Raw genomic sequence first — 24,408 nt, 5'->3', positions numbered from 1 at the left:
CGCATTGATTGAACCCGGACATTCGCTATTTCCGACATGGACTGCGCGCAAAAATGCCGCACAGGAACATATTCGCCTTGCTTGCGGTGTGCGCTAAGGTGTGGTTTGAACGCCGACGGGGGATGCGGCCGTCTTTAGCGTCCGGCGTCCAGCTCGAAAGGGCGAAAAGGGAGAGAGTTCTGGTGGATAAGATTGTTGCCACAACGAAGGGCGCCTTCGGCGGCGCTCTTGCAGTGCTGTGGACGACTGGTGCCGCTTTTGCGGACCAGCCCCGTCCCTGGGAATGGAGATTTCAGGACGCAGCGACTGGGATTGCCGAACAGATTCATTGGTTTGAGCGTTATACGCTCTGGTTCATCATTCCAATTACCTTGCTGGTTCTGTTTTTGTTGCTCTGGGTGGTGTTTCGCTTTCGTGCGAGCGCGAACCCGCAGCCGTCCAAAACAAGCCACAATACCGCTATTGAAGTGGTCTGGACCATCGGCCCAGTGATCATTCTTCTATTTCTGGCGGTTCCGTCTTTCCAGCTTCTGACGGCGCAGTATTCGCCGGAAGATCCAACGCTGACGGTCAAGGCGACGGGATATCAATGGTATTGGGGTTACGAATATCAGGTCGATAATCCGGTCAGCTTTGACGCCCTTCTTCTGAAGGATGGCGATCGCGCCGCAGCCGGCAAGGAAGACCGCGCTCGTTATCCGCGGCTTCTGGCCGTTGACAATGAAGTCGTGGTTCCGGTCGGTGAAACGGTTCGCCTTCTCGTTACTGCTGCCGACGTGATCCATTCGTGGACCATTCCGGCTTTCGGGGTGAAGATGGACGCTGTTCCGGGTCGTATCAATGAAGCCTGGTTCAAAGCGGACAAGGAAGGCCTCTACTACGGTCAGTGCTCTGAGCTTTGTGGCAAGGATCATGGCTTCATGCCGATTGCCGTGCGCGTTGTTTCGAAAGAGCAGTATCAGACCTGGATCGCCGCTGCGGGATCGGATCTGAATGGTGCGAACAAGGCGCTTCAAGCCGCTGTTGAAGGTGGCGCAAACGATAAAGTGGCTGCGGCGGGTCTCTGATCCCGAACGCCAAGACTGTTGAAAAACGGGAGCGAATTCCATGGCTGGCACAGCAGCTCACGAGCATGGTGCCCACGACGACCACAAGCCGCATGGCTGGGTTCGTTGGGTATACTCGACCAATCATAAAGACATCGGTACGCTGTACCTGATTTTTGCAATCATTGCCGGTATCATCGGCGGCGCGCTGTCCATTGCGATGCGCGCCGAACTTCAGGAGCCTGGCATCCAGATTTTCCATGGGCTGGCGTCCATGGTTTACGGTGTCGAGGGCGATGCCGCACTTGATGCCGGCAAGCAGATGTTCAATGTGTTCACCTCCGCGCACGCTCTGGTTATGATTTTCTTCATGGTCATGCCGGCGCTGATCGGTGGTTTTGCCAACTGGATGGTACCGCTGATGATCGGCGCACCGGATATGGCTTTCCCACGCATGAACAACATCTCGTTCTGGCTCCTGCCGCCTGCGCTGTTGTTGCTGATGATCTCGCTGTTCATGCCTTCGGCACCCGGTGGCTGGGGGCCCGGTGGCGGCTGGACGTTGTATCCGCCGCTTTCGACGACCGGTCAGCCTGGCCCGGCTATCGATTTTGCCATTCTGGCGCTGCACATTTCCGGTGCTTCGTCGATCCTCGGCGCGATCAACTTCATCACCACGATCCTCAACATGCGTGCTCCGGGCATGACGCTGCACAAGATGCCGCTCTTCGCCTGGGCTGTCCTGGTGACAGCATTCCTGCTGCTGCTCTCGCTGCCGGTTCTGGCAGGCGGCATCACCATGCTGCTGACCGATCGCAACTTTGGGACGACCTTCTTCACGCCCGACGGCGGTGGAGATCCGATCCTTTACCAGCATCTGTTCTGGTTCTTCGGACATCCGGAAGTGTACATTCTGATCCTGCCGGGCTTCGGTATCGTCAGCCACATCGTGTCGACCTTCTCGCGCAAGCCGATCTTCGGCTACCTCGGCATGGCTTACGCCATGGTGGCAATCGGTGTCGTCGGCTTCGTCGTCTGGGCCCACCATATGTATACGGTTGGTCTGTCGCTTGATACGCAGCGTTATTTCGTGTTCGCAACGATGGTCATCGCGGTTCCGACGGGTATCAAGATATTCTCGTGGATCGCGACGATGTGGGGTGGTTCGATCACTTTCCGCGCACCGATGCTGTGGGCAATCGGCTTCATCTTCCTGTTCACGGTCGGTGGTGTGACGGGCGTTCAGCTCGCCAATGCCGGTCTCGACCGTGCGCTGCATGACACCTATTACGTGGTGGCGCACTTCCACTACGTGCTGTCGCTGGGTGCGGTGTTTGCGATCTTCGCGGGCTGGTACTACTGGTTCCCGAAGATGAGCGGCTACATGTACAACGAGTTCACGGCAAAGTTGCATTTCTGGGTCACCTTTGTTGGTGTGAACCTGGTCTTCTTCCCGCAGCACTTCCTCGGTCTTGCTGGAATGCCGCGCCGTTACATCGACTATCCGGATGCCTATGCAGGCTGGAACATGGTGTCGTCCTACGGCTCCTATATTTCGGGCTTCGCCGTCCTGATCTTCCTCTACAATGTCTTCGAGGCATTTGCGAAGAAGCGCGAAGCCGGTGCAAACCCATGGGGTGAAGGCGCAACTACGCTGGAATGGCAGCTGTCGTCGCCGCCTCCGTTCCACCAGTGGGAACAGCTGCCGCGCATCAAGTGATTGTGCGATGGGCGGAGTCCGGAAAAGACTTCGCCCATCTTTACAAAATGTGCTATGGGCGGGCGGCATTCTGTTCCGCCCGTCGCCGGTAGACGAAAAAGTCGGCAAACAAGCCCGGCAATTCTGGCGGGAACAGAATGGTTTCCGGGAGGACATTGTTGTGATTGTGCCGATCCGTGCTGTAGGGGCGCGGTGTTCGGGCCGGCGAATTTGAGGTTTTTAAGTTAAAATGTCTCTGGTGGAAAAAAACGCAGGTACTGACGACGCATTCGCTCTCTCCGAAGCGACTGCCCGGGATTACCTTGTTCTTTTGAAACCCCGGGTGATGTCCCTCGTGGTCTTCACCGGGCTGGTCGGTCTCGTTGTCGCACCGGGACATATGAATCCTGTGCTCGCTGTTATCAGCATCTTGTGCGTTGCGGTTGGCGCTGGCGCATCTGGTGCGCTGAACATGTGGTACGATGCCGATATTGACGCAGTGATGAAGCGCACGCGCAACCGCCCTATTCCAGCGGGCATCATTGCGCCCAATCAGGTCCTGGCGTTTGGCCTGACACTTTCAGCCTTTTCAGTTGTCACGCTTGGCCTGATGGTCAACTGGCTATCGGCCGCACTGCTCGCCTTTACCATCTTCTTCTATGCCGTCGTTTATACAATGTGGCTGAAGCGCTCGACGCCACAGAACATCGTTATCGGCGGTGCCGCAGGTGCATTCCCTCCGATGATCGGCTGGGCGGCGGCAACAGGCGAAATCACCTGGGACAGCGTCGTGCTGTTCATGATTATCTTCCTGTGGACCCCCCCACATTTCTGGGCGCTGTCGCTCTTTTCAGCCAATGATTATGAAGCAGCGCGTATACCGATGATGCCGAACGTGAAGGGCGAGCTTTCGACCCGCCGTCAGGCACTGTTCTATTCGATCATCATGGCACCAGTTGGGGTTCTGCCCTGGGTGCTGGGCTTTGCGGGTCCTGTTTATGGTGTGATTTCCACGCTGCTTGGGCTGGCTTTCGTTTACTATGCATGGCGTATGTGGGTTGCCGGATCGCAGTCTGAAATGCTGGCTGCTGCCCGCAAGTTGTTCCGTTTCTCGCTGCTTTATCTGTCGGGATTGTTTGCGGTGTTGCTTGTAGAGGCACTGGTAATGAAGGCGTTGACCGCCTTTGGAGGGTTCTAATGGACAAAACCGTACAGAAGCCGGCCGACAACGAATTGGAGCTGATTGTTCCTACGGAACACCAGAAGCGAGCCCAGCGCAATCGCTCCTGGGGACTGGCAATTGCCTTGGCGCTGTTCGTGCTACTTGTCTACATCGGTACGATTGCGAAACTGGGCGTGAACGTTCTGGTACGGCCGATCTAGCTTGTCCCCCCAAAGATGGGAGCCGGGTTTGGGCTAAGGACATGCATAAATACAATGGTTTAAAGCCTGTCATATGAAGCAGATAATACACGATACGCTTTAAACTTAACCGGGAGGAGAAAATGGCGGATCAGCAGGAAAAGGATCAAAAGCTAAAGAAGCAACAGCGCTCCAATGCGACGATTGCTTTTGCATGCCTGTCTTTCTTTGTCTGCATGATCGGTGCAGCCTACGCCTCCGTTCCACTCTACCGCATTTTCTGTCAGGTGACGGGTTATGGCGGCACGACGCAGCGGGTGGAGCAATATTCGGATACTATCCTCGACAAAACTATCAAGGTGCGTTTCGACGCGAATACGGCCAATGGACTGGCATGGGATTTCAAGCCCGTACAGCGCGAGGTCACGGTTCGCATCGGCGAAACGACGATGATCAAGTATGAAGCGCGTAACCTGTTCGATCAGCCGACCTATGGTCGCGCGAGCTTCAACGTAGCGCCAGGTCGGGCAGGAGCTTACTTCAACAAGGTTGAATGCTTCTGTTTTACGGATACGACCCTGCAGCCGGGCGAAGACATGGAAATGCCGGTGGTGTTCTTTGTTGATCCGGAGATCGTCAACGATCCCGATCTGAAAGACGTCAAGACGATCACGCTGTCCTATACATTCTTTCCGATTGAAAAGCCGAAGCCGGTCGCAAATGCCAAGGCCGAGACGCCAACCAACGGAAGCTGATGCCTAGCGCATGTCTCCCGAAACTGGAAATCGGTTTCAGCCGACATGCGCATAAAACAAGAAGATTGAGCATTTCCAATGATCCAGGGACACACGAAATGCTCTAGCGGCGCATAATGCCGCAAAGACAAAACACTGAAGCGGTTTTATTCTGATAAGAAATACCGCTTGTTACAGATAGACTTGCTTGGCACCGTGTTAGCGGTTTAAGCAGGAAGGTACGAGAGAGGAGCCCCTAAGGGGATTTACGGGGAGAGACATGGCCGACGTTCATCAGAAAAATCACGACTATCATATTATCGCGCCCAGCCCTTGGCCGTTCCTGAGCTCGGTGGGTGCATTCGTGCTTGCCGTCGGCGGTATTGCCTGGATGCGTTACATCAATGCCGGTGAGCTGCCGTTCTTCGGCCTCAACATTGTGACGCCGTGGATCTTCTTTATCGGCCTCGCGATCGTGCTTTACTGCATGTATGGCTGGTGGGCCGATACGATCAAGGAAGGGCATGAGGGCCACCATACCCGCGTCGTGTCGCTGCATCTGCGCTACGGCATGATCATGTTCATCGCCTCGGAAGTTATGTTCTTCGTGGCGTGGTTCTGGGCATTCTTCGATGCAAGCCTCTTCCCGAATGAAGTTCACCAGGTAGCGCGGGCTGAATTCACAGGCGGCGTCTGGCCTCCGAAGGGCATCGAGGTTCTCGATCCGCTGCACCTGCCGCTCTACAACACCGTGATCCTGCTTCTGTCGGGCACGACGCTGACCTGGGCGCACCATGCGCTGCTGCACAATGACCGCAAGGGCATGATCACCGGTCTCGCAATCACCGTCGCGCTGGGTGTTCTGTTCTCCTTTGTGCAGGCATACGAATATATCCACGCACCGTTTGCGTTCAAGGATTCGATCTACGGAGCGACCTTCTTCATGGCGACCGGTTTCCACGGTTTCCACGTTATCGTCGGCACGATCTTCCTTCTGGTCTGCCTCTTCCGCGCAATCGGCGGTGACTTCACGCCAAAGCAGCATTTCGGTTTCGAAGCCGCTGCCTGGTATTGGCACTTCGTTGACGTGGTCTGGCTGTTCCTTTTCTTCGCCATCTATGTATGGGGTGGATGGGGCGCGCCGATGCACGCCGGCTGATCATTAGCGGTTAAAAATTCCGAGGCGGCCCTGGCAACATGGCCGCCTTTTGTTTGTGAAAAGATATTGAGAAGGGAAGCGTAATGCCGGATCAGAACATTTATCCGCCGGTCGATCCCATAAAGAGTGGCATTGCCGGACACTGCCCGCGTTGCGGCGAGGGGAAGCTGTTCGACGGCTTCCTGAAAGTTGCTCCACGCTGCTCGGCTTGCGGACTGGATTACGCGTTTGCTGATTCCGGCGATGGTCCGGCGGCGTTTGTCATTTTGATTATCGGCTTCATCGTCGTTGGTCTTGCGCTCTGGATGGAAGTGAATGTCGGGCCGCCGCTCTGGGTACATTTCATTCTCTGGGTGCCGCTCGCCATTATCCTCAGCCTCGTCGCCATGCGATGGGCCAAAGGTATCCTTATCAATATGCAATATCGCAACAAGGCAGCGCCGGGACGGATAGACATCCGACAGGATGACAGTAAATGACGACAGCACAGCAGTCGCATCGCTTTCCGTGGGGTGTGGTGATCGCATCCGCCATAGCGCTCGTCATTTTGCTGGCACTTGGCACCTGGCAGGTGGAACGTCTGCAATGGAAGGAAGCGCTGATCGCATCGACCGAACAGCGCGTTCATGAAACGCCTTTGCCGCTTTCCGAAATGGAAAAAATCTACAAGCAGGAGGGATCGGTCGAATATCGCCCGGTGACGGTTTCGGGCACTTTCATGCAGCAGGGAGAGCGGCATTTTCTGGCCACCTATGAAGGAGCCGCCGGATATAATGTCTATACGCCATTGATGCTTGAAGATGGGCGTTTCGTGCTGGTTAATCGCGGCTTCGTTCCCTACGGAAAAAAAGATCCTTCAACACGTGTTGAGGGACAGGTTGATGGACCAGTGAGTGTGACCGGTCTGGCACGCGACCCCTTGTCGGCAAAGCCCGGGTTTTTCCTACCAGACAACGATATCGCCAAGAATATTTTCTATTGGAAAGACTGGACGGCGATGGCCGAAAGCGCCGATTTGCCAAATCTGGATGAGGTCGTGCCGTTCTTCGTCGATGCAGATAACAAACCCAATCCAGGTGGTCTGCCTATCGGTGGCGTGACGATAATCGATTTTCCCAACAACCATTTGCAGTATGCAATGACATGGTACGGCCTCGCTCTGGCCCTGATAGGGGTTGTCGGGACGTGGTTGTGGCGCTATCGCTGTCTTAGGAAAAGTGGAGACCGGTTTTCCGTCCGAGACAGCGAGAGTAAAGACGAAGAGGGCTGAGGGGTTGACAACGGCCTCGTTGCAGCCCAACTCCCAGACGAGTGCATGTTTCCCAAAATAGCTTACCAGTCTTGGGGACAAAGACATGTGTGAAACAAAAACTTAAACGCGTTACGCGCTTAAAGTTTCAAGCCAAGCCGAACCTTGCGAGCACGCTTCATGACCGATCAGCGACCATCACTGGAAATTCGTCTTTGCGGGCCGCGCGGCTTTTGTGCCGGAGTGGACCGGGCGATCCAGATTGTCGTTCTGGCGCTGAAGAAGTATGGCGCGCCGGTTTATGTTCGTCATGAGATCGTACACAACCGATATGTAGTTGAGGGTTTGCAGTCCCGTGGCGCGATCTTTGTCGAGGAACTGCACGAAATACCCGCCGAACACTGTGATCAGCCGGTAGTATTCTCTGCCCACGGTGTGCCGAAATCGGTGCCTGCCGATGCGGAAGCCAAGAACCTGTTCTATCTCGATGCAACCTGTCCGCTGGTTTCCAAAGTTCATAAGCAGGCCATGCGTCATCAGCGCCTCGGTCGCCATGTCATTCTGATAGGCCATTCCGGTCATCCGGAAGTGATTGGCACGATGGGGCAATTGCCGGACGGTGCGGTGACACTGATCGAAACGGTTGAGGATGCGCGCAACTGCCATTTCGATGATGAGAACAATCTCGGCTTCGTGACGCAGACGACGCTTTCGGTGGACGACACAGCAGGCATTATCGAAGAATTACAAGCACGCTTTCCGAACCTTTCAGCTCCAGCAGCAGAGTCGATCTGCTATGCTACCACCAACCGGCAAGATGCCGTGCGTTCTGCCGCACCGGGATGTGATCTGTTTCTGATCGTCGGTGCGCCCAATTCTTCCAATTCCAAGCGTCTGGTTGAAGTGGCTGAAAAGGCGGGCGCGCGGATGTCGATGCTGGTTCAACGCGCTGCCGACATCGAGTGGGACCGGATCGGTGATATATCTGTTGTGGGCCTGTCGGCGGGGGCTTCGGCGCCTGAAATCATCGTCGATGAAATCATTGATGCCTTCAAGGCACGCTTCAATGTAAAGATCGAACTGGCCGAAACCACGGTGGAAACCGAAAACTTCCTTGTGAATCGCGAGATTCGTGATGTGGAACTGACGGTGCAGGACATGGCATTCGTCAACGGGGCACACCGGGTGGTCGGTATTCCGAAATTGATGCCCAAGATCATACAAGGGAAATAAGCGGCATGGCCGTCTATACGGATATTAATGAAATCGAACTTGGCACTTTCCTGCAGCAGTACGATATTGGCACGCTGACATCTTACAAAGGTATCGCGGAGGGAGTGGAGAACTCCAACTATCTTCTGCATACGACTTCGGGTTCGTTTATCCTGACGCTTTATGAAAAGCGCACCAATCGCGAAGATCTACCGTTCTTTCTTGGCTTGATGCAGCATCTGGCCAGCCGCGGCCTCGAATGTCCGCAGCCGGTGGTCCGTCTTGACGGCACGACAATCGGCGAGCTTGCCGGACGGCCTGCTGCAATCGTCACTTTCCTTGAGGGCATGTGGATGCGCCGCCCGACGGTAGAGCATTGTGAAGCCGTCGGTGAGGGGCTCGCACATATGCACTTGGCAGGCACCGATTTTTCGTTGCGTCGTCGTAATGGTCTGACGTTATCCGACTGGCGCCCGTTGTGGAACCTTTCGCGCGAGCGCGCGGATACGGTGGAACCGGGCATGGTCCGCGAGGCGGAAGCTGACCTTGCCTTTCTGGAAGAGAACTGGCCTGCCGACCTGCCGCAGGGTGTGATCCATGCCGATCTCTTCCCGGATAATGTATTCTTCCTTGGTGACAGGCTTTCAGGTTTTATCGATTTCTATTTCGCCTGCACGGACATTCTGGCCTACGACGTTGCCGTCTGCCTGAACGCATGGTGCTTTGAAAAGGACTTTTCCTACAACCGAACCAAGGGGGCGGCACTTCTGCGCGGATATACCTCCGTTCGACCGCTTTCTGCAGCGGAAGCAGATGCGCTGCCGGTTCTGGCGCGTGGGGCTGCTATCCGCTTCATGCTGACACGGCTTTACGACTGGTTGAATGTTCCCGAAGGCAGTTTCGTAATCAAGAAAGACCCGATGGAGTATGTGCGGAAAATGCGCTTCCACCGCCAGATCGAAACTGCTGCCGAATATGGTCTTGAGCAGCAGGGAGCAACTGCGTGAAGCGGATTGAGGCTTATACGGATGGCGCTTGCTCGGGCAATCCCGGCCCCGGCGGTTGGGGCGCAATCCTGCGCTGGAACGGTAATGTCAAGGAGCTGAAGGGCGGCGAAGCTGACACGACCAACAACCGCATGGAACTGATGGCTGCTATATCGGCGCTTTCGGCACTTAAGGAACCGTGCGAAGTCGATCTCTATACGGATTCAGTCTATGTGCGTGACGGCATTTCCGGCTGGATCGAAGGCTGGAAACGCAATGGCTGGAAAACTGCAGCCAAGAAGCCGGTCAAGAACGCCGAACTGTGGCAGGCGCTCGACGAAGCGCGCAAGCCGCACAAGGTCAACTGGCATTGGGTCAAGGGCCACGCCGGGCATCCGGAAAATGAGCGCGCCGACGTACTCGCCCGGGAAGGCATGGAGCCATTCAAATATGGCGGCCATAAATCATTGAAAGTGCAATAAGCTTGCATAGAAAAGGGCAGCGTCGCCGCCCTTTTTTGTTAGAGCGCTTCCCGTTTAAACGAGATCGTCGGAAACGCTCTAGTCATTTGTTTCTATGCATTATCCTAAACATCGAAGCGTGGGTAAGAAATCAGTCCAGTGGACCAACTTTCCCGCGAAGGCGCTTCGCACTTTTGCTGGAAATGCTGTAGATCAAAGCTGTTCGAGAATGCTGGACGCAGCTGATGTGACCGCCTGTCCGGCCTGTTCTTCGATGTTGAGCGACTTGACCACACCGTCTTCCACGATTGCTGAATAACGCTTGGAACGAATGCCAAGGCCGCCAGCGGTTGCGTCGAGCTCGAGGCCTGCCGCTTTCGTGAATACTGCTGAACCATCGGCCAGATAGAGGATCTTGCCTTCGCCGCCCGTGCTCTGCGCCCATGCGCCCATGACGAAAGCGTCGTTTACCGCAACCACAGCGATCTGGTCGACGCCCTTGGCGAGGATTGCGTCGCGATTATCGAGATAGCCCGGCAGGTGATTCAGGCTGCAGGTCGGCGTGAAGGCACCTGGAACGGCAAAGAGAACGACTTTCTTGCCTTTGAAAACTTCGTCGGTCGTCATTTCCTTGACGCCGTCTGCGGTCTTTACCTTGAAAGTCGCTGCAGGCAGCTTGTCACCAACTTTGATCGTCATTTATCTCTCCTCGGGGCAGGGGGCGTCTGCTCCGCTGCCTACTGTCAAACTCTTATCGCACCGCGAAGCGCGGGCGGTACAGTTAAACCGATAACAGGTCGCCGGACAATTTTAAAACACTGATGGAAGCAGGAAAGACTAATCCAGCGTCACCTGACCGGAAACTGCTTTCCCGTTCTGCACAATGGTATAGTCGATGACGGCATTGTCTGCCTTTCCATGCATCTTCGCAGCGAAACGGTGGCCAGATTGGCCACTTTCAATCGCGACAGTGTCGGATATCCTCAACCTGTCACTGGCGACGAACAATTCCGCCGGTGCGGCAGGGTCGGGAACGGTCAGGTCGAAGACGGCATGGTCTCCTTCGCGTTTCACATCTCTTATGCCGAACGCGGAAGTTGCCGCTGTCGGGAGGCGGTCGAATGCGGTCTCAATGATCGTGCGGGCCGCTATCGCTTGTGGCGAATCCTGTTGTCCATCTTCATTGAGTGGGAAATCGAATGCAGCCTGCACTGGAACGCATATTTTCTCACAGACGCCAAGGAAAACATGGCCTTTCAGCCGCGTGTCGGCGGCTGTCAGGTGAAACACTATCGGTAGCGAAACGGGCTGTTTATATCCGATGCCGCCTTCATCGTCCCCACCAAACCGGACGGGTGCAGGGAAATCGATCTGCGCTTTCGCATCACCTTCGATACTGATCTGCGGCGGAACACCCGCATCGCCGGGATTACGCCAGTAGGTCTTCCAGCCGGGCTGCAACTCGATCTGTAAGGCACCGCGCCGCTCGCCACTGGTCGCATTGTTCGGGTCGTTGTCTTCAATCATGACACGAACTCGCCCGCCAGGCGTCTCGGTCCAGTCAGATGTAGAAGCCAATGCCGGAAGTCCCAGCGAGGCCAATAGAAGCGGTGCGAGTGCAAGAGTTCGGATGTTCATTGGCAAAACATGGAATGAAAAGATGGTCGCTTCAAGTCCAATATTGTCGAGCTGGTGGCGTCCATCGGTTGCTTGTGCTGAGGCAGGCCAGTCGGCTTTCCGAACGAGTTTTCACGTTGAAACCGAGGCGCGAAATAAATGACCATTGTTATTTTGCGAAGTCTTGCTACCTTCATATTCATGACCATTCTAAAGGCGCCAAACAAGGAGCAGGGTTTTCTGAACGGGCAGTTCCTGCTTGCCATGCCCGGAATGATCGACGAGCGTTTTGCCCGGTCGGTGGTCTATATTTGCGCGCATTCCGATGAAGGCGCCATGGGATTCATCATCAATCAGCTTCAACCAGTCGAATTTCCTGATCTTCTGCGTCAGATTGGGGTCATTGATGAGGACGAACTGATTATTCTGCCGGATCGCGCGCAGAATATGATGGTACGCAATGGCGGTCCGGTGGATCGTACGCGTGGTTTCGTGCTGCATTCCGACGATTATATGGTCGATTCCACCATGCCGGTTTCAGAAGACGTCTGCCTCACAGCAACGGTCGATATTCTGCGTGCCATTTACGGGGGCAGGGGACCGTCACGAGCCCTGATGGCGCTTGGTTATTCCGGTTGGGCACCAGGCCAGATCGAGGTGGAACTTGCCGAGAATGGCTGGCTAACCTGCGACGCGCCGCTCGATATGCTGTTCGACAGCGACATCGAGGGCAAATATTCGCGCCTGATGCTTCATATGGGCATCGATATGTCCCGGCTTGTTTCCGATGCGGGGCATGCTTGAGGGTGGGAACAAGCCGGTAAGGCGATGTGTTTGGTCAGCGGCCAGCCGACCGTATTCTTCTATAGCTCTAATTATGCCGCTGCGGCGTCCAGCTGTTCGCGGATCATACGGGTTGCTTCGTCGCGGCTCGTCGGCTGGCCGAACATGAAGCTCTGTACATATTCACAGCCCATCTGGCGAAGCTGAAGCGCATCACTCTCGCTTTCCACGCCTTCAGTAACGACAGCAAGACCAAGATCGTGAGCCATGCTCACAATCGAGCGCAGCAGGGTGGCTTTTTGCGGCTGATCGCCCTTCACGAAGGATCGGTCGATCTTGATGATGTCGAACGGGAAGCGCGTGAGATAAGCCAGCGAGGAATATCCGGTTCCGAAATCGTCAAGCGATAGGCCAATCCCCATCGTTTTAAGCCGTGCGAGCACGTGTGTGGATTGCTCCGGGTTCTCCATGAGGACGGATTCAGTCAACTCAAGCTTGAGACTACCCGGATTGAGATGAATACGTGAAAGCACCGAGCGGACATCGTTGATGAGGTCCTGACGGATGAGTTGTGTGGATGACAGATTGACCGAAACGAAAAGGTCGAGCTTCGGGAATTGCTCCTGCCACGCAAAGAGATCTTCTGCAGCCCGTTGCATCGCAAACAGCCCAAGCTGGATGATGAGGCCTGAATTCTCGGCAATCGGAATGAATTCCGAGGGTGAAATGGCGCCGCGCCGTGGATGTTCCCAGCGCATGAGCGCTTCGAAACCGGCAATCGTGCCCTCATCGAGCTTGACGATGGGTTGATAGACAAGGCTGATCTCGTCGCGCTCCAGCGCGCGCCGCAGATCAGATTCAAGCTGGAGCTTGTCGCTGCCAATGGCTCTGAATGCCGGACGGAATGGTTCAATGCGGTCACCGCCAAAACGCTTTGCCTGATACATGGCAAGCTCGGCGTCTTTCACGAAGTCTTCGGCGGATGTTGCCGTTTTCGTCCAGGTAATCAGTCCGACGGAGGCTGTCAGAACAATTTCACGCTTTGCATAGGCAATCGGCGCACGCACGGCCTGACGCAGAGCTTCGGCAAACGCGGCGATGCGTCCCGGATCGCTTTCAGAGATGAGCAGCAGGCCGAACTGGTCGGAAGACAGGCGAGAGAGTGTGTCCTGCGGCTTCATAAGACGCGCCAGACGGCGCGAAATCGTCAGGAGGATCGTATCGCCTGCCGACATGCCCAGACTGTCATTGACCTGTTTGAAGCGGTCTATGTCGATAATGAACACCGTCGGATGCAGGTTATTTTCCCCGCGTGCCATGTTCATGACATTGCTGAGACGGTCGAGGAACAATTCACGGTTCGGGAGGCCGGTCAAATTGTCATGCACGGCATCGTGCAACAGACGTTCCTCCGCTTTCTTCTGTTCCGTCACATTGACCAGAGTGCCGACGCAACGCACCACTTCGCCATCAGAACCGATGACCGGGCGTGCACGAAGTGCATACCAGTGATAGTGGCCATCATTGGCACGCAGCCGGAAAATCTGACCGATGCGTCCACGCCGGTTTTCCAGAATTGCATCAAGGGTCGAGCGGAAGCGGTCGCGGTCATCGGCGTGCATGGCGGGAAGCCAGTTACGCACCGGGCCCTGCAGGCTGTTGGCCGTATTGCCAAGATAATTGGCGATGTCTGGCGTGGTCACCACGCGGTCGCGCGGTACGTCCCAATCCCAAACGATGTCTCCAGCACCGATTACGGCGAGAGCCTGTCGCTCCATGTCGGACAGAAGCCCTTGTTGCAGTGCCCCACCGGCGAAAGCGTGTTGCATGACGGTAAAGCCGATCAGAAGAACGATCAGGACAAGACCGCCACCAAGGGCGGGCTGGACGATATCATTATCGAGCCTGCCCGAGACCGTCATCCAGGCACCTAACAGCCATATCAGGGTAAGAAGCCAGGCTGGTATCAGCATGACGGCCCGATCGTATCCCTTGACCGCCAGATAACCGATTATGGCGACACCGGACACAACGGTAAGCGCCAGCGAAATACGCGCAATACCAGAGGCGACGGGCGGATCGAATACGGCAACCCCGGCAAGCGCCAGCAAACCCAGCACCCATGTTACCGCGCCATAGCTGAAATGATCGTGCCAGCGGTTGAGATTGAGATAAGTGAACAGGAAAATCACAAGCGAGGCGGCAAGTGCCACCTCGGTACCCGCGCGCCAGATTTGCTCATTGCCTGGCGTTATCTCCATCAACTTGTTCCAGAAGCCGAAATCGACGCAGATATAAGCAAGGACCGCCCAAGCAAGCGCAGCGGTAGCAGGGAACAGCGAAGTGCCCTTGACGACGAAAAGGATGGTCAGAAATAGCGCCAGCAGGCCGGAAATGCCAAGCAGAATACCGCGATAAAGCGTGTAGGAGTTAACCGCGTCCTTGTAGGCTTCCGGCTCCCAGAGATAGAGCTGGGGCAGGTTGTGCGAGGACAATTCTGCGACGAAGGTGATGACGCTGCCTGGATTGAGCGTGATGCGGAAAACGTCTGCATCGGCACTTGGCTGGCGGTCGAGGGCAAAACCCTCACTCGGCGTGATTGATGCAATACGCGGAGAACCGAGATCGGGCCAGATGACGCCAGAACCCACAAGACGGAAATGCGGAGCCACAATCAGCCGGTCGATCTGCTCATCGGTGGGGTTTGCAATCGAGAAAGCAGCCCAGTCACCGGATGCCTTGCTGTTCTGGTCGGCCTGCACCTCGATGCGGCGGACGATTCCGTCAGGACCCGGAGCGGTCGATACCTGTACGCTTTCGCCCTTGTTGCGCAGAAGTTCGACAGCGCGGGACAGGTCGAGGGCGGTGTCTTCTTTGGAAATCTTGATCGGCTCGATGGCCGATGCCTGGAGGACTGAAACGGTTAGAAAAAACATCAGCGCGAGAAGTCGCACACCAGCAACAAACCACTTATCCGCAAAACCCGTCACGAGCGCCCAACCTTGCCATTGATCATGCGGTTATCCGTCATACGTTTGTCGCTTTCTATAAGGGCGAAAAGCAGATGGTCCTGCCAGAAGCCGTTTATCTTGAGATAGGAACGCAGCAGTCCTTCTCTCTCAAATCCGGCTTTTTCGAGAAGCCGTATCGAACGCTCATTATGAGGGATACAGGCTGCTTCAATCCGGTGCAACCGGAGTTGGTCGAATGCAAAGGGGATAACCAGCGATAGGGCTTCGGTCATATAGCCGTTGCCGGCATAGGGGGCGCCGCTCCAGTAGCCGATCATGCCGCTCTGACCGACACCGCGCCGGATATTGCCAAGCGTAATGCCTCCGACAAGCTTATTGTCGCTGTTGCGGAACACGAAAAAAGGGTAGCCGGTTCCAGCTGAAATCTCATCCTGAAAACGTCGCATACGATGGCGGAAAGCGCTTTTGGTAAGGTCGTCATCGGGCCATGTCGGCTCCCATGGCGCCAGAAAAGCGCGGCTCTGTTCTCGCAAGCTGGCCCAACTCGCAAAATCGCTCATCATCGGCTCGCGCAGATAGATGCGCTGCCCACGCAGGACGGTCGGATTGCTTCTACGGAAAGGCAGGCCGATCATGATGTTCAGGGGAGTAAGAGAGTGGGGGAAGAAGGGAGTAGCAAAGACAAAATGTTCAACGTCACATACTCCCCTATTCCCCTAATTACATATTCCCTTAAACAGCGATCTTTCTCGCATGTGCGCTGGTGGAAAGAGCATCCGACAGCCCGTCGAAGCTCATCAGTCGTCCAATCGGGCCGACACCGGCTATGGTGGGCTTGCTGTCAAGGAACAGTCGTCCGGCCAGATCCGTCAGCCGTTCAGGTGTAATGAGCGAAAGGCGGTCCATCAGCTCGCTGTTCTCAACAGGGCGCCCATAGAGCAGGAACTGGCGCGCAACCTGTCCCGCACGGCTTGCGGCGCTCTCCTGCGACATAAGGAGGCTTGCACGATACTGCGCGCGTGCCCGGTCCACTTCTTCCAGACTGATGGAGTCGGCTGCCTTGTGCAGTTCATCAATCAGAACTGGAACGAGTTCGACCAGCTCGTCGCGGCCTGTTGCAGCATGAATGCCGAACAAGCCGGTATCCGAGAAGCCCCAATGGAAGGCGTAGACTGAATAGCAGAGGCCGCGCTTCTCGCGTACTTCCTGGAAGAGGCGTGAGGACATGCCGCCGCCAAGGACCATGGAGAGAAGCTGCGAAGCATAAAAGTCGCGCACGTGATAGGCACGGCCCTCAAAGCCGATCAGAACCTGCGCATCCATGAGTTCGCGATTTTCTCGAAAATCGCCGCCGACATAGTGCGCAAGATCGAGCGTAGGGGCTGTATTGTGGGCGCGGAAGCCGCCGAGGCGTTTTTCGACTTCCTTGACGAATGCATCGTGATCGACGCCACCTGCGGCTGTCACGACCATGCGGTCGGCGCTGTATTGTTCCTCCATATACTGGCGCAGATCAGCGGAGGTAAAAGACATCACGGTTTCAGGCTCGCCCAGAATAGCGCGTCCGATCGGCTGATGTCGGTAAGCTGTTTCTGTGAAACGATCGAAAACAATATCGTCGGGCGTGTCGTGCGCCGCGCCGATCTCCTGCATGATAACCTGCTTTTCGCGTTCCAGTTCAGCTTCGTCGAACTTGGAGGCAGTCAGGATATCGGAGAGAATGTCTATTGCCAATGGCACGTCATTGCGCAGAACGCGCGCATAGTAGGATGTGGTCTCGACGCTGGTGGCGGCATTGATTTCGCCTCCGACGTTTTCGATATCCGATGCAATTTGCCAGGCAGTGCGGTTTTCGGTTCCCTTGAATGCCATGTGCTCAAGAAGATGAGCAATGCCATGCCTGTCGGCAGCCTCGTTTCGCGCACCGGCCTTGACCCAGATTCCAAGTGCCACGCTTTCCACGTGGGACATTGTATCGGTGGCTATCGTCAATCCGTTGGAAAGACGCGTTACTTCAACACCCATAAGCAAACTGCTCCCTGCATCCCCGCTCTGGTTCTCGTCTCGGAGCCGGTCTTTTTAAGCTCTCGAATGGCGGCGAACGTATTCTTCCACGATTTTCAGGTCGTTGTGAAGAACTGTGAAGCTTTCTTTTCGTTGCATCAAGTCCGAAAGCCATGCCGGAAGCTGCGGTTCAACGCCGCTTGCAGCCTTTACAGCATCGGGGAATTTGGCCGGATGTGCGGTCGCAAGGACAACCATCGGCGCTGTGTTGGACACATTTTCGCGAGCGACCTTCACACCGATTGCCGAATGTGGATCAAGTAGATAACCGTCTGCCTCAATCACGGACTTGATTGTTTCCGCGGTCTCGTCGACGGTCGAACGCCCGGCCGAGAATTCGCTGCGGATTGCCGAAAGCGGCTTTTCGGAGATCGAGAAACCGCCCGACTGCTTCAGGCTGTCCATAAGGCCGCGCAAAGCTGCCGAATCGCGGCCATGTGCTTCGAACAGGAGACGCTCGAAGTTCGAGGAAATCTGGATGTCCATCGAAGGCGATGTGGTTTGTGCAACGCCGCGCATCTCATACGCCCCATTTTCGAGCGTGCGTGAAAGAATGTCGTTATCGTTGGTGGCGATAATCAGCCGGTCGATGGGGAGGCCCATGCGCTTTGCGACGTAGCCTGCGAAAATATCACCGAAATTGCCTGTCGGTACGGTGAAAGATACAGCGCGATCTGGCGCGCCGAGGCTCAGCGCCGCCGTAAAATAATAGACGACTTGCGGCATGATGCGCGCCCAGTTGATCGAGTTTACACCCGAAAGCGACAGCGCATCGCGAAATTGAAGGTCATTGAACATGCCTTTCACAAGGTTCTGGCAGTCGTCAAAATTGCCTTCAATGGAAAGGGCATGAACGTTGGAAAAACCGGACGATGTCATCTGGCGCTGCTGCACCGGCGACACGCGCCCGTTCGGGAACAGGATAAAGATGTCGGTATTATCACGACCGCCGAAGGCTTCGATTGCCGCACCGCCCGTGTCGCCCGATGTGGCGCCGACAATGGTTGCACGTTCGCCGCGTTGCGCCAGAACATAGTCCATCATGCGAGCGAGAAGCTGCATGGCGACATCCTTGAAGGCAAGCGTCGGGCCGTGGAAAAGCTCGAGCACGAATTCATTCGCGCCGGTTTGAACCAGTGGGCAAACCGCATCATGGCGGAAAGTCCCGTAGGCTTCATGCACCATACGGCGAAAATCTGAATGCGGAATTTCGCCGTCGACAAATGGAGTGAGCACGGCCAGTGCGATATCCACATAGGATTTTCCGCGCAGGTCGCGGATCTGTTCTGGCGAAAACTGAGGATAATCCTGTGGCAGATAGAGACCGCCGTCCCGGGCTAGACCGGCGAGCAATGCGTCGCTGAACCCCAGGACCGGCGCTTCCCCACGCGTGCTTACATATTTCATTTCTTGGGCCTTCATTTCGGATCGGCGCGGTTTTGAGCCGGGTAATGCAATAGAGCGTCCCTAAAAAAGCCGCAAGGTTTTAAAGCATGTTGACGTGGATGGGGGTTGCTCTCGGGAGCAAAAAACGGGAAAACGTCATCGCGCTACACACATGCGTGATGTAGAAGACAGGTCGATCAGTGCAGGGAAGCCGGGTTTATGCAAACAGCACCACAGAATCGTTCATCGTTGTTTCCAGTCTTTGCAACGGTTTTGCTCGCAGCCCTTGCAGGCTGCACAACCAGTGGCACCGATAAGGCCGCCGACGGAGGCTCAGGTTCTTCCTTGACCACTCCCGCCGCTACCGGCGACCAGCGCATCAAGGAATCCGAGCTGCGCGCTTTCTGTCCTTCGGTTTCGCTGCGTGACGGCACAGCCTTCTTCAATACATATGAGAAGGGCGGTGACAAGGATCCCGCGCGTGTGATCTATCAAGCCGCCCTGACAGATACGACCCGCGCCTGCCAGCATGGCGCAGGGACCATGACGATTGACGTCGCTGCTGCCGGCAAGGTCGTACCCGGACCAAAATACAAGAGCGGCACCATCACCATGCCAATCCGTGTTGCCGTCCGCCAGGGTGATCAGGTTATCTATTCCAAGCTGCACAAGCAGGCGGTTACGATAGCCAATGGAGATACCGCTACGCAGTTCGTGTTCAATGACAAGGCAATCACCGTGCCGACGGCGGACAAAAACAATATCCAGATTTTTGTTGGTTTTGACGAAGGTCCGTACAATACGAAGTAAGGAATTTCCGATAGGTATTTACTGACAGTATAATTCTTTTGAGTAATGCGCGGAGATTTTATCCCGCGCATTAATTATTGATATATATGTTTTTATTTTTGGGTGAACTGTCGATGGGTTTGCTGAGTTCTCTTATTTTAATCCTGCATTAATTACAGTTTGAATGGTACTCATGCGATCGATCTGTTCCGTGTTATAATTTTTAATGTCGGGTTTTTAGTGGCATCATTAGGCGGCAGCAATAGCTGGAGACGTTAATACCCGGGCATGCTGTAGTATATTTTAGGGGTATGGATCATATGCGATTTGATCGCAGTAAACTTCTACAGCCTGTTCCGCTTATTTTGCTTTTTATGCTGTTTCTAGGTGCAGCTTTCGGGCAGTGGGTAGGTAACAGATTTCGAATAGTCGATGAAGAGCGGCACATGAATATTTACATGGCCGCGTTGGTTGCTCATGCCAATCGTCTGGCCATTTCGGCCCACGAAACAATCGACGCAGCCAATCGTTCCCCCTATAAAATGTGCTCCGCGGAAGAAATGACCTATCTGCGCAAGCTGGTTTTTTCGGGATATCATATCAAAGATATTGGCAGGTTCCGTGGAGATCGCCTGATCTGTTCGACGCTTCTCAGCGATATTCCAGAGCAGCCAAGCCGTTCTCCCGCCGACATTCATTTGAGCGATGGCACCTATGTTTATGGCGAGAGATCTCTGATTACACCGGGCAGCCTTGGTTCGGTGATCGGTAATGGCGGGGCCAATGTTGTATTAAGTTCAGTTGCATTCGATCTACTCCATACGCCGCAATACGGCTTCGCTGTTTATATGCGCGACGCGGATCTGAAACATTTCGCACGCCTTTACGGCTATCCATCAGGCAATCTGCCAGCCCCGAATTTCACTGACCTCGGGCGAAAATACGATGTTTTGAGCAAAATCATCAGGGAATATCGTTGCGATGACAACACGGGCATCTGCATTGCACTCGAAGTGCGGCTGGACAATTCCAGTGCGTCAGCCCGATGGAAATCCTTCATAGCAATCAGTTTTGGTCTGATTATCAGTGCTTCTCTTGGCTTGAGCTGGTTTGCTTATCGTAATCGAGAGCGTCCTCTGGCTTCCATGCTCAACAAAGCGCTGAATGCCCGGCAGCTTGAGATGGTCTACCAGCCGGTGGTCAATGTGGCAGATGCTAAAGTGACAGGCTTTGAGGCCCTGGTGCGCTGGCAGCTGCAAACCGGCGATCTGATTCCGCCTGACGTATTTATCGCGGAAGCAGAAGAGAGAGGCATGGCCGGCCGGGTAACAGCCTATGTCGTCGAACGTGTTATCGAGGAGATGGGGGATCTGCTCCGTCGCAACCGGAACATTCAGATCAATATCAATATTACTGCGAGTGACGTCCAGGCGTCGTTCTTCCAGAACAGTATCCAGCCGAAACTGCGCGATGCAGGTATCGATCCCAGCCAGATCGGTCTTGAGCTTACAGAACGTACAGCGGTGGATTTCTCGAAAGCGTCGGAAGGAATCAGACGGCTTCGCGAACAGGGCCACAGGGTCTATATCGACGATTTCGGAACGGGTTATTCAAGTCTTGCCTATCTTGGCGAGTTACAGATCGATGCGATCAAAATTGACAAGGCATTCACGCGCACCGTCTGTACTGATAGTCGGACGGTGTCTATCGTTCCGCAGATCATATCGATGGCGCGGCAGCATAATCTTGACCTTGTCATTGAAGGGATCGAGACCGAAGCCCAGGCTGATTATTTCCGCAAGATGAAAACGCCGATGACTGCGCAAGGCTGGTTTTATGGCAAACCTATGCGTGCCGATGACGCCGTGACGCTGGTAACCACCGGTTCGCCCAAAGCCAGGCAGAAGCGTAGGAAAGCTGTATCGAGATCTGTTTGAATGAAATGTTCTGTAGAAATATGCAGATCGATAAAATTCGAATTAAATGCGACTGCCTGCGTGAAATGAATGGCAACAGATTTACGCTAGTGTGTTCTCATGAAACAGAAATATGAACGCATTCTCGAACCGACGGACACATGGGCGATCTTCGATACGTCCACTGGCGAACCCGTCATCATGGGAACCCGTATGCTGATCGGCCTCTCGGAGAGTGAAGCCGAAGAGCTTCTGGCAATTCTCAATGCCCCGCCCAAGGGGCGCAACAAGCAATCCGCCGCCTGACAATAGCCAGGCGTCGGATCAATTCACTCAGGCATCGGTCCAGACGGACAGGGCCTCGATAACGCTCGGCAGGTCCTTGTGGCGATGGATGACGGTTTCCGCACCGGCATCGGTCAGCTTGTCGGCATGCCCCGGATAGGTGTGAGCACCACCCGTAAAGCCGATCACACGCATGCCAGCAGCGCGAGCACCCTGAATGCCATGCGCGGAATCTTCAATCACGATTACATGTTTCGGATCGACTCCGAATTGCTCGGCCGCATAAAGGAACACGTCCGGCGCAGGTTTGGTCTTTTTGGTGCCGACTTCCTTGGCCGAAAAGATGTTCGGCGCAAACAGTTCGTAAAGGCCGACACGTTTCAGCATGCTTTCCAACCGATGGCTGGTCGAATTGGAGCAGATGCACTTCGGCAGTTTCAGCGCCGAGACCACATCCACGATATCCTCAACCGCCTGAACTTCGTTCTCAAGCTTCTCGTCCAGAATCTTTTCGGATTTGTCGAGAAGTGATGCTGAAAGCGGAATTCCGGCTTCGCGCTCTACCGTCAGAAGAATATCCTGCCACGTCAGACCGGCAAAACGCTCGGCCATTTCATCAGCCGCGATCTGATAACCGGCTTCGGTGAGGAGGGCGGATTCGACTTCTGCCGCGATGATTTCGGAATCCACCAAAACGCCATCGCAATCGAAAATGATGAGGGACGGTGCCGCCATGATCATAGCCTTTTTATTGGGAGGAGTGGGCACCGGCAGCAGCCGGAAACACCGCGATTGAGCTACACCTTTATGGCGAAGCCGTCAAATCGGGGTTGGTGCGAATTCAGACCTCCCCGGAAACTTCGCGCCGCCGCCGGTCGAGTTCTTCGCTGTAGCGACGTAGCGTGTGTGCTTCACTCAGAAGGCCAAGTACCTTGCGCTCCTGCGCATTGTTTACCACGGCCAGCGCTTCGCTTTCTGCCCGGTCAAAACGCGCGACGGCTTCCTTGGCATTCATCTGGGGCAATAGAAACTCGTCCTGATATTTGAGAAGCTCGCGGATATTGTGCTCTCCGTCGGATGTGTCGAAGCTGTCGGAATAGACTTCCGGAATAGGGATCATGCCGACATAGCGTCCTTCATCATCGACCGCGATCACGCGCTGGGTCGATCCAAGCGGGAAATCATGCCGGAATGTTTCGATGTCGGTATCTATCAGGACGGTCCGCACGTCGTGACGCATCATCCGGTTTACGGTCAGATTGCGTATCCAACCGATATCGTGGGCGGACCGGATGGCCTCGCCACGTAGATGGAAGCGCCATGTTGCGAAGGAGTAACCGAAGGTCTTCCGCACCATCAGTGAGGACGAGACGACAGCTCCGAGGACTAGCATGGCGATTGGAAAATCGCCGGTAAGTTCCAATGCAAGGAAGGTCATGGTCATCGGACCGCCAACGACTGCGACGGCAAGTGAGCTCATGCCGATAACTGCATATACTTCAGGTGCAAGTGCCAGACCGGCAGGTAGAACGGCTCCGGCCACGGCTGCAAACAGCTTGCCCGTCAGGGCACCCAGAAACAGCGATGCGAAGAACAAGCCCCCACGAAAGCCCGCACCGATGGAGACAGCGGAAGCGAGAGACTTGGTGAAGATCAGCAGCAACAATGCCGGTATTGTAATGTTTGCATTCAGATCGAGGTGTAACGCTCCGTGGCCCGATGCCAGAACCTGCGGAGAAAAGAACGCGATCATACCGACAACGGCGCCACCGATTGCTGGCGCCAAAACATTGGGCACTATGCTGCGTCGGGCGGTCGTTTCAACAAAAGTGACTCCACGCATGATGAGAATTGCAATACCTGCCGAAAAGAAACCCAGAACGAGTGCTGGCACATAGTCGCGCGGCGTGATGTCGTTTATCTGACCGATATCGATGATGAACGGCGCCCCACCGATTGCCTGCGTCACCAGTGCACCAACTATGGCTGCCACGACGACGGGCGCCAGCGTGGCAATCGAATAGACGCCGATGATGAGTTCGAATGCATAGAATGCACCAGTCAGGGGGGCGTTGAAGGCGCTTGCAATGGCAGCCGCAGCGCCGCAACCAACCAGTGTTCGCAAATCTGCGCGACGAAGTTTGAGCGCCCGGCCGATACGGGATGCAAAACCGCTCGCAAGCTGCGTATATGCGGCTTCGAGGCCGACAGAAGCACCGAAGCCGTTGGAAATCAGGTTCTGTCCGACGAGGATAAAGCTGTCCGTCAGCGAGAGACGGCCGCCATGGAGTGCATTCGCCTCGATAGGATCGACGATCGGACGCTTGCGCCAGCGCGCGAGAATCCAGATCACGATCCCCATCAAGATGCCACCGGCAAGGGGAGCAATATAAGCGCTGGGTTGCAGCGATGCTGCCGAGCTCAGTTTTTCGCCGGGGTCAAGTGCGAAGATTGCCTGATGCATCCATTGGGAAATACTGCCAATAGCGGCAACCATCAGCCCTGAAATGATGCCGATGACGGTACCGGCGATAACGAGGCCTATTTCGCTGCCGCGAACCAGTGCACGCATGCGAAAGGGTACAAAGAGAACCCGCAAATACCGGTTATGTCGCAGTTCAGCGATATTCATCATAAAATACACCGGACAAACGGGGCGGCGCGCATGCCCGCCACGCGAATTCAGAA

The 24,408-nt window shown here is 55.2% G+C and carries 23 protein-coding genes; 15 read left to right on the top strand and 8 right to left on the bottom strand.

The window, feature by feature from the left end; genetic code table 11:
• The first annotated feature begins 182 nt into the window (after nucleotides 1-182).
• The 11 genes from coxB (at nucleotide 183) to rnhA (ending at nucleotide 9,929) form a co-directional block, all read left to right on the top strand.
• Nucleotides 183-1,067 carry a cytochrome c oxidase subunit II gene (gene coxB / locus AAE521_RS04865; RefSeq protein WP_071633405.1) on the top strand — a complete coding sequence of 295 codons (885 nt, stop codon included), beginning with the start codon at nucleotides 183-185 and terminating at the stop codon, nucleotides 1,065-1,067.
• Between the two features lie 40 nt (nucleotides 1,068-1,107).
• The gene (gene ctaD, locus AAE521_RS04860) at nucleotides 1,108-2,766 is read left to right on the top strand and encodes a cytochrome c oxidase subunit I (RefSeq protein WP_010658398.1); all 1,659 of its coding nucleotides are present in this window, start codon (nucleotides 1,108-1,110) and stop codon (nucleotides 2,764-2,766) included.
• A gap of 229 nt (nucleotides 2,767-2,995) precedes the next feature.
• Nucleotides 2,996-3,943, top strand: a complete 948-nt coding sequence (locus AAE521_RS04855) for a heme o synthase (RefSeq protein WP_071633406.1) — start codon at nucleotides 2,996-2,998, stop codon at nucleotides 3,941-3,943.
• Complete coding sequence (locus AAE521_RS04850; RefSeq protein ID WP_071633407.1) at nucleotides 3,943-4,128, top strand: hypothetical protein; 186 nt, start codon at nucleotides 3,943-3,945, stop codon at nucleotides 4,126-4,128. The genes AAE521_RS04855 and AAE521_RS04850 overlap by 1 nt, the downstream gene beginning before the upstream one ends.
• Nucleotides 4,129-4,250: 122 nt before the next feature.
• On the top strand, nucleotides 4,251-4,862 hold the full coding sequence (locus tag AAE521_RS04845) for a cytochrome c oxidase assembly protein (RefSeq protein WP_036585944.1): 612 nt from the start codon (nucleotides 4,251-4,253) through the stop codon (nucleotides 4,860-4,862).
• A gap of 259 nt (nucleotides 4,863-5,121) precedes the next feature.
• Nucleotides 5,122-6,000, top strand: a complete 879-nt coding sequence (locus AAE521_RS04840; protein ID WP_278526555.1) for a cytochrome c oxidase subunit 3 — start codon at nucleotides 5,122-5,124, stop codon at nucleotides 5,998-6,000.
• An 83-nt stretch (nucleotides 6,001-6,083) separates the two neighbouring features.
• Complete coding sequence (locus AAE521_RS04835) at nucleotides 6,084-6,479, top strand: DUF983 domain-containing protein (RefSeq protein ID WP_342060640.1); 396 nt, start codon at nucleotides 6,084-6,086, stop codon at nucleotides 6,477-6,479.
• Nucleotides 6,476-7,270, top strand: coding sequence for an SURF1 family protein (locus AAE521_RS04830; protein WP_342060639.1), 795 nt, complete (start codon nucleotides 6,476-6,478; stop codon nucleotides 7,268-7,270). The genes AAE521_RS04835 and AAE521_RS04830 overlap by 4 nt, the downstream gene beginning before the upstream one ends.
• A 159-nt stretch (nucleotides 7,271-7,429) precedes the next feature.
• Nucleotides 7,430-8,482 carry a 4-hydroxy-3-methylbut-2-enyl diphosphate reductase gene (gene ispH, locus AAE521_RS04825; protein WP_342060638.1) on the top strand — a complete coding sequence of 351 codons (1,053 nt, stop codon included), beginning with the start codon at nucleotides 7,430-7,432 and terminating at the stop codon, nucleotides 8,480-8,482.
• Between the two features lie 5 nt (nucleotides 8,483-8,487).
• The gene (locus AAE521_RS04820; protein WP_342060637.1) at nucleotides 8,488-9,468 is read left to right on the top strand and encodes a homoserine kinase; all 981 of its coding nucleotides are present in this window, start codon (nucleotides 8,488-8,490) and stop codon (nucleotides 9,466-9,468) included.
• Complete coding sequence (rnhA, locus tag AAE521_RS04815; protein ID WP_071633413.1) at nucleotides 9,465-9,929, top strand: ribonuclease HI; 465 nt, start codon at nucleotides 9,465-9,467, stop codon at nucleotides 9,927-9,929. Before AAE521_RS04820 ends, rnhA begins: the two co-directional genes overlap by 4 nt.
• A 192-nt stretch (nucleotides 9,930-10,121) precedes the next feature.
• Here the strand turns inward: rnhA and AAE521_RS04810 are convergent, their stop codons facing one another.
• Nucleotides 10,122-10,607, bottom strand: coding sequence for a peroxiredoxin (locus AAE521_RS04810; RefSeq protein WP_071633733.1), 486 nt, complete (start codon nucleotides 10,605-10,607; stop codon nucleotides 10,122-10,124).
• Between the two features lie 138 nt (nucleotides 10,608-10,745).
• Nucleotides 10,746-11,546, bottom strand: a complete 801-nt coding sequence (locus AAE521_RS04805; RefSeq protein ID WP_342060636.1) for a protein-disulfide reductase DsbD domain-containing protein — start codon at nucleotides 11,544-11,546, stop codon at nucleotides 10,746-10,748.
• Between the two features lie 180 nt (nucleotides 11,547-11,726).
• On the opposite strand from AAE521_RS04805, the gene AAE521_RS04800 reads away from it, so the two are divergent.
• Nucleotides 11,727-12,329 carry a YqgE/AlgH family protein gene (locus AAE521_RS04800; RefSeq protein ID WP_071633769.1) on the top strand — a complete coding sequence of 201 codons (603 nt, stop codon included), beginning with the start codon at nucleotides 11,727-11,729 and terminating at the stop codon, nucleotides 12,327-12,329.
• Between the two features lie 71 nt (nucleotides 12,330-12,400).
• On the opposite strand, the gene pdeA is transcribed toward AAE521_RS04800, so the two are convergent.
• The 4 genes from pdeA to thrC all read right to left on the bottom strand — a co-directional run bounded on the left by pdeA (nucleotide 12,401) and on the right by thrC (nucleotide 18,751).
• Nucleotides 12,401-15,244 carry a phosphodiesterase PdeA gene (gene pdeA, locus AAE521_RS04795; RefSeq protein WP_342060762.1) on the bottom strand — a complete coding sequence of 948 codons (2,844 nt, stop codon included), beginning with the start codon at nucleotides 15,242-15,244 and terminating at the stop codon, nucleotides 12,401-12,403.
• A 50-nt stretch (nucleotides 15,245-15,294) separates the two neighbouring features.
• Nucleotides 15,295-15,915 carry a GNAT family N-acetyltransferase gene (locus tag AAE521_RS04790; RefSeq protein ID WP_071633735.1) on the bottom strand — a complete coding sequence of 207 codons (621 nt, stop codon included), beginning with the start codon at nucleotides 15,913-15,915 and terminating at the stop codon, nucleotides 15,295-15,297.
• 97 nt (nucleotides 15,916-16,012) lie between these two features.
• The gene (locus tag AAE521_RS04785; RefSeq protein WP_342060635.1) at nucleotides 16,013-17,305 is read right to left on the bottom strand and encodes a M16 family metallopeptidase; all 1,293 of its coding nucleotides are present in this window, start codon (nucleotides 17,303-17,305) and stop codon (nucleotides 16,013-16,015) included.
• Between the two features lie 54 nt (nucleotides 17,306-17,359).
• On the bottom strand, nucleotides 17,360-18,751 hold the full coding sequence (gene thrC, locus AAE521_RS04780) for a threonine synthase (RefSeq protein ID WP_342060634.1): 1,392 nt from the start codon (nucleotides 18,749-18,751) through the stop codon (nucleotides 17,360-17,362).
• Between the two features lie 198 nt (nucleotides 18,752-18,949).
• Between thrC and AAE521_RS04775 the strand changes: the two genes are divergently transcribed.
• The 3 genes from AAE521_RS04775 to AAE521_RS04765 all read left to right on the top strand — a co-directional run bounded on the left by AAE521_RS04775 (nucleotide 18,950) and on the right by AAE521_RS04765 (nucleotide 21,741).
• A complete protein-coding gene (locus AAE521_RS04775; RefSeq protein WP_071633737.1) occupies nucleotides 18,950-19,540 on the top strand; it encodes a hypothetical protein in 591 nt (196 codons plus the stop codon).
• A 299-nt stretch (nucleotides 19,541-19,839) separates the two neighbouring features.
• Nucleotides 19,840-21,456 (top strand): EAL domain-containing protein, encoded by a 1,617-nt coding sequence (locus AAE521_RS04770; protein ID WP_342060633.1) that lies wholly within the window; start codon nucleotides 19,840-19,842, stop codon nucleotides 21,454-21,456.
• A 99-nt stretch (nucleotides 21,457-21,555) separates the two neighbouring features.
• Nucleotides 21,556-21,741, top strand: coding sequence for a hypothetical protein (locus tag AAE521_RS04765; RefSeq protein ID WP_012090863.1), 186 nt, complete (start codon nucleotides 21,556-21,558; stop codon nucleotides 21,739-21,741).
• 27 nt (nucleotides 21,742-21,768) lie between these two features.
• Here AAE521_RS04765 and AAE521_RS04760 read toward each other — a convergent pair whose 3' ends face one another.
• Both AAE521_RS04760 and AAE521_RS04755 read right to left on the bottom strand, forming a co-directional pair.
• A complete protein-coding gene (locus tag AAE521_RS04760; RefSeq protein WP_342060632.1) occupies nucleotides 21,769-22,455 on the bottom strand; it encodes an HAD family hydrolase in 687 nt (228 codons plus the stop codon).
• 106 nt (nucleotides 22,456-22,561) lie between these two features.
• Nucleotides 22,562-24,352, bottom strand: a complete 1,791-nt coding sequence (locus tag AAE521_RS04755; protein WP_342060761.1) for a chloride channel protein — start codon at nucleotides 24,350-24,352, stop codon at nucleotides 22,562-22,564.
• Between the last annotated feature and the right edge of the window lie 56 nt (nucleotides 24,353-24,408).

This window comes from Brucella cytisi (genome assembly GCF_038433355.1).
Lineage (GTDB): Bacteria > Pseudomonadota > Alphaproteobacteria > Rhizobiales > Rhizobiaceae > Brucella > Brucella cytisi.
This window is presented reverse-complemented; position numbering and strand designations above follow the sequence as displayed.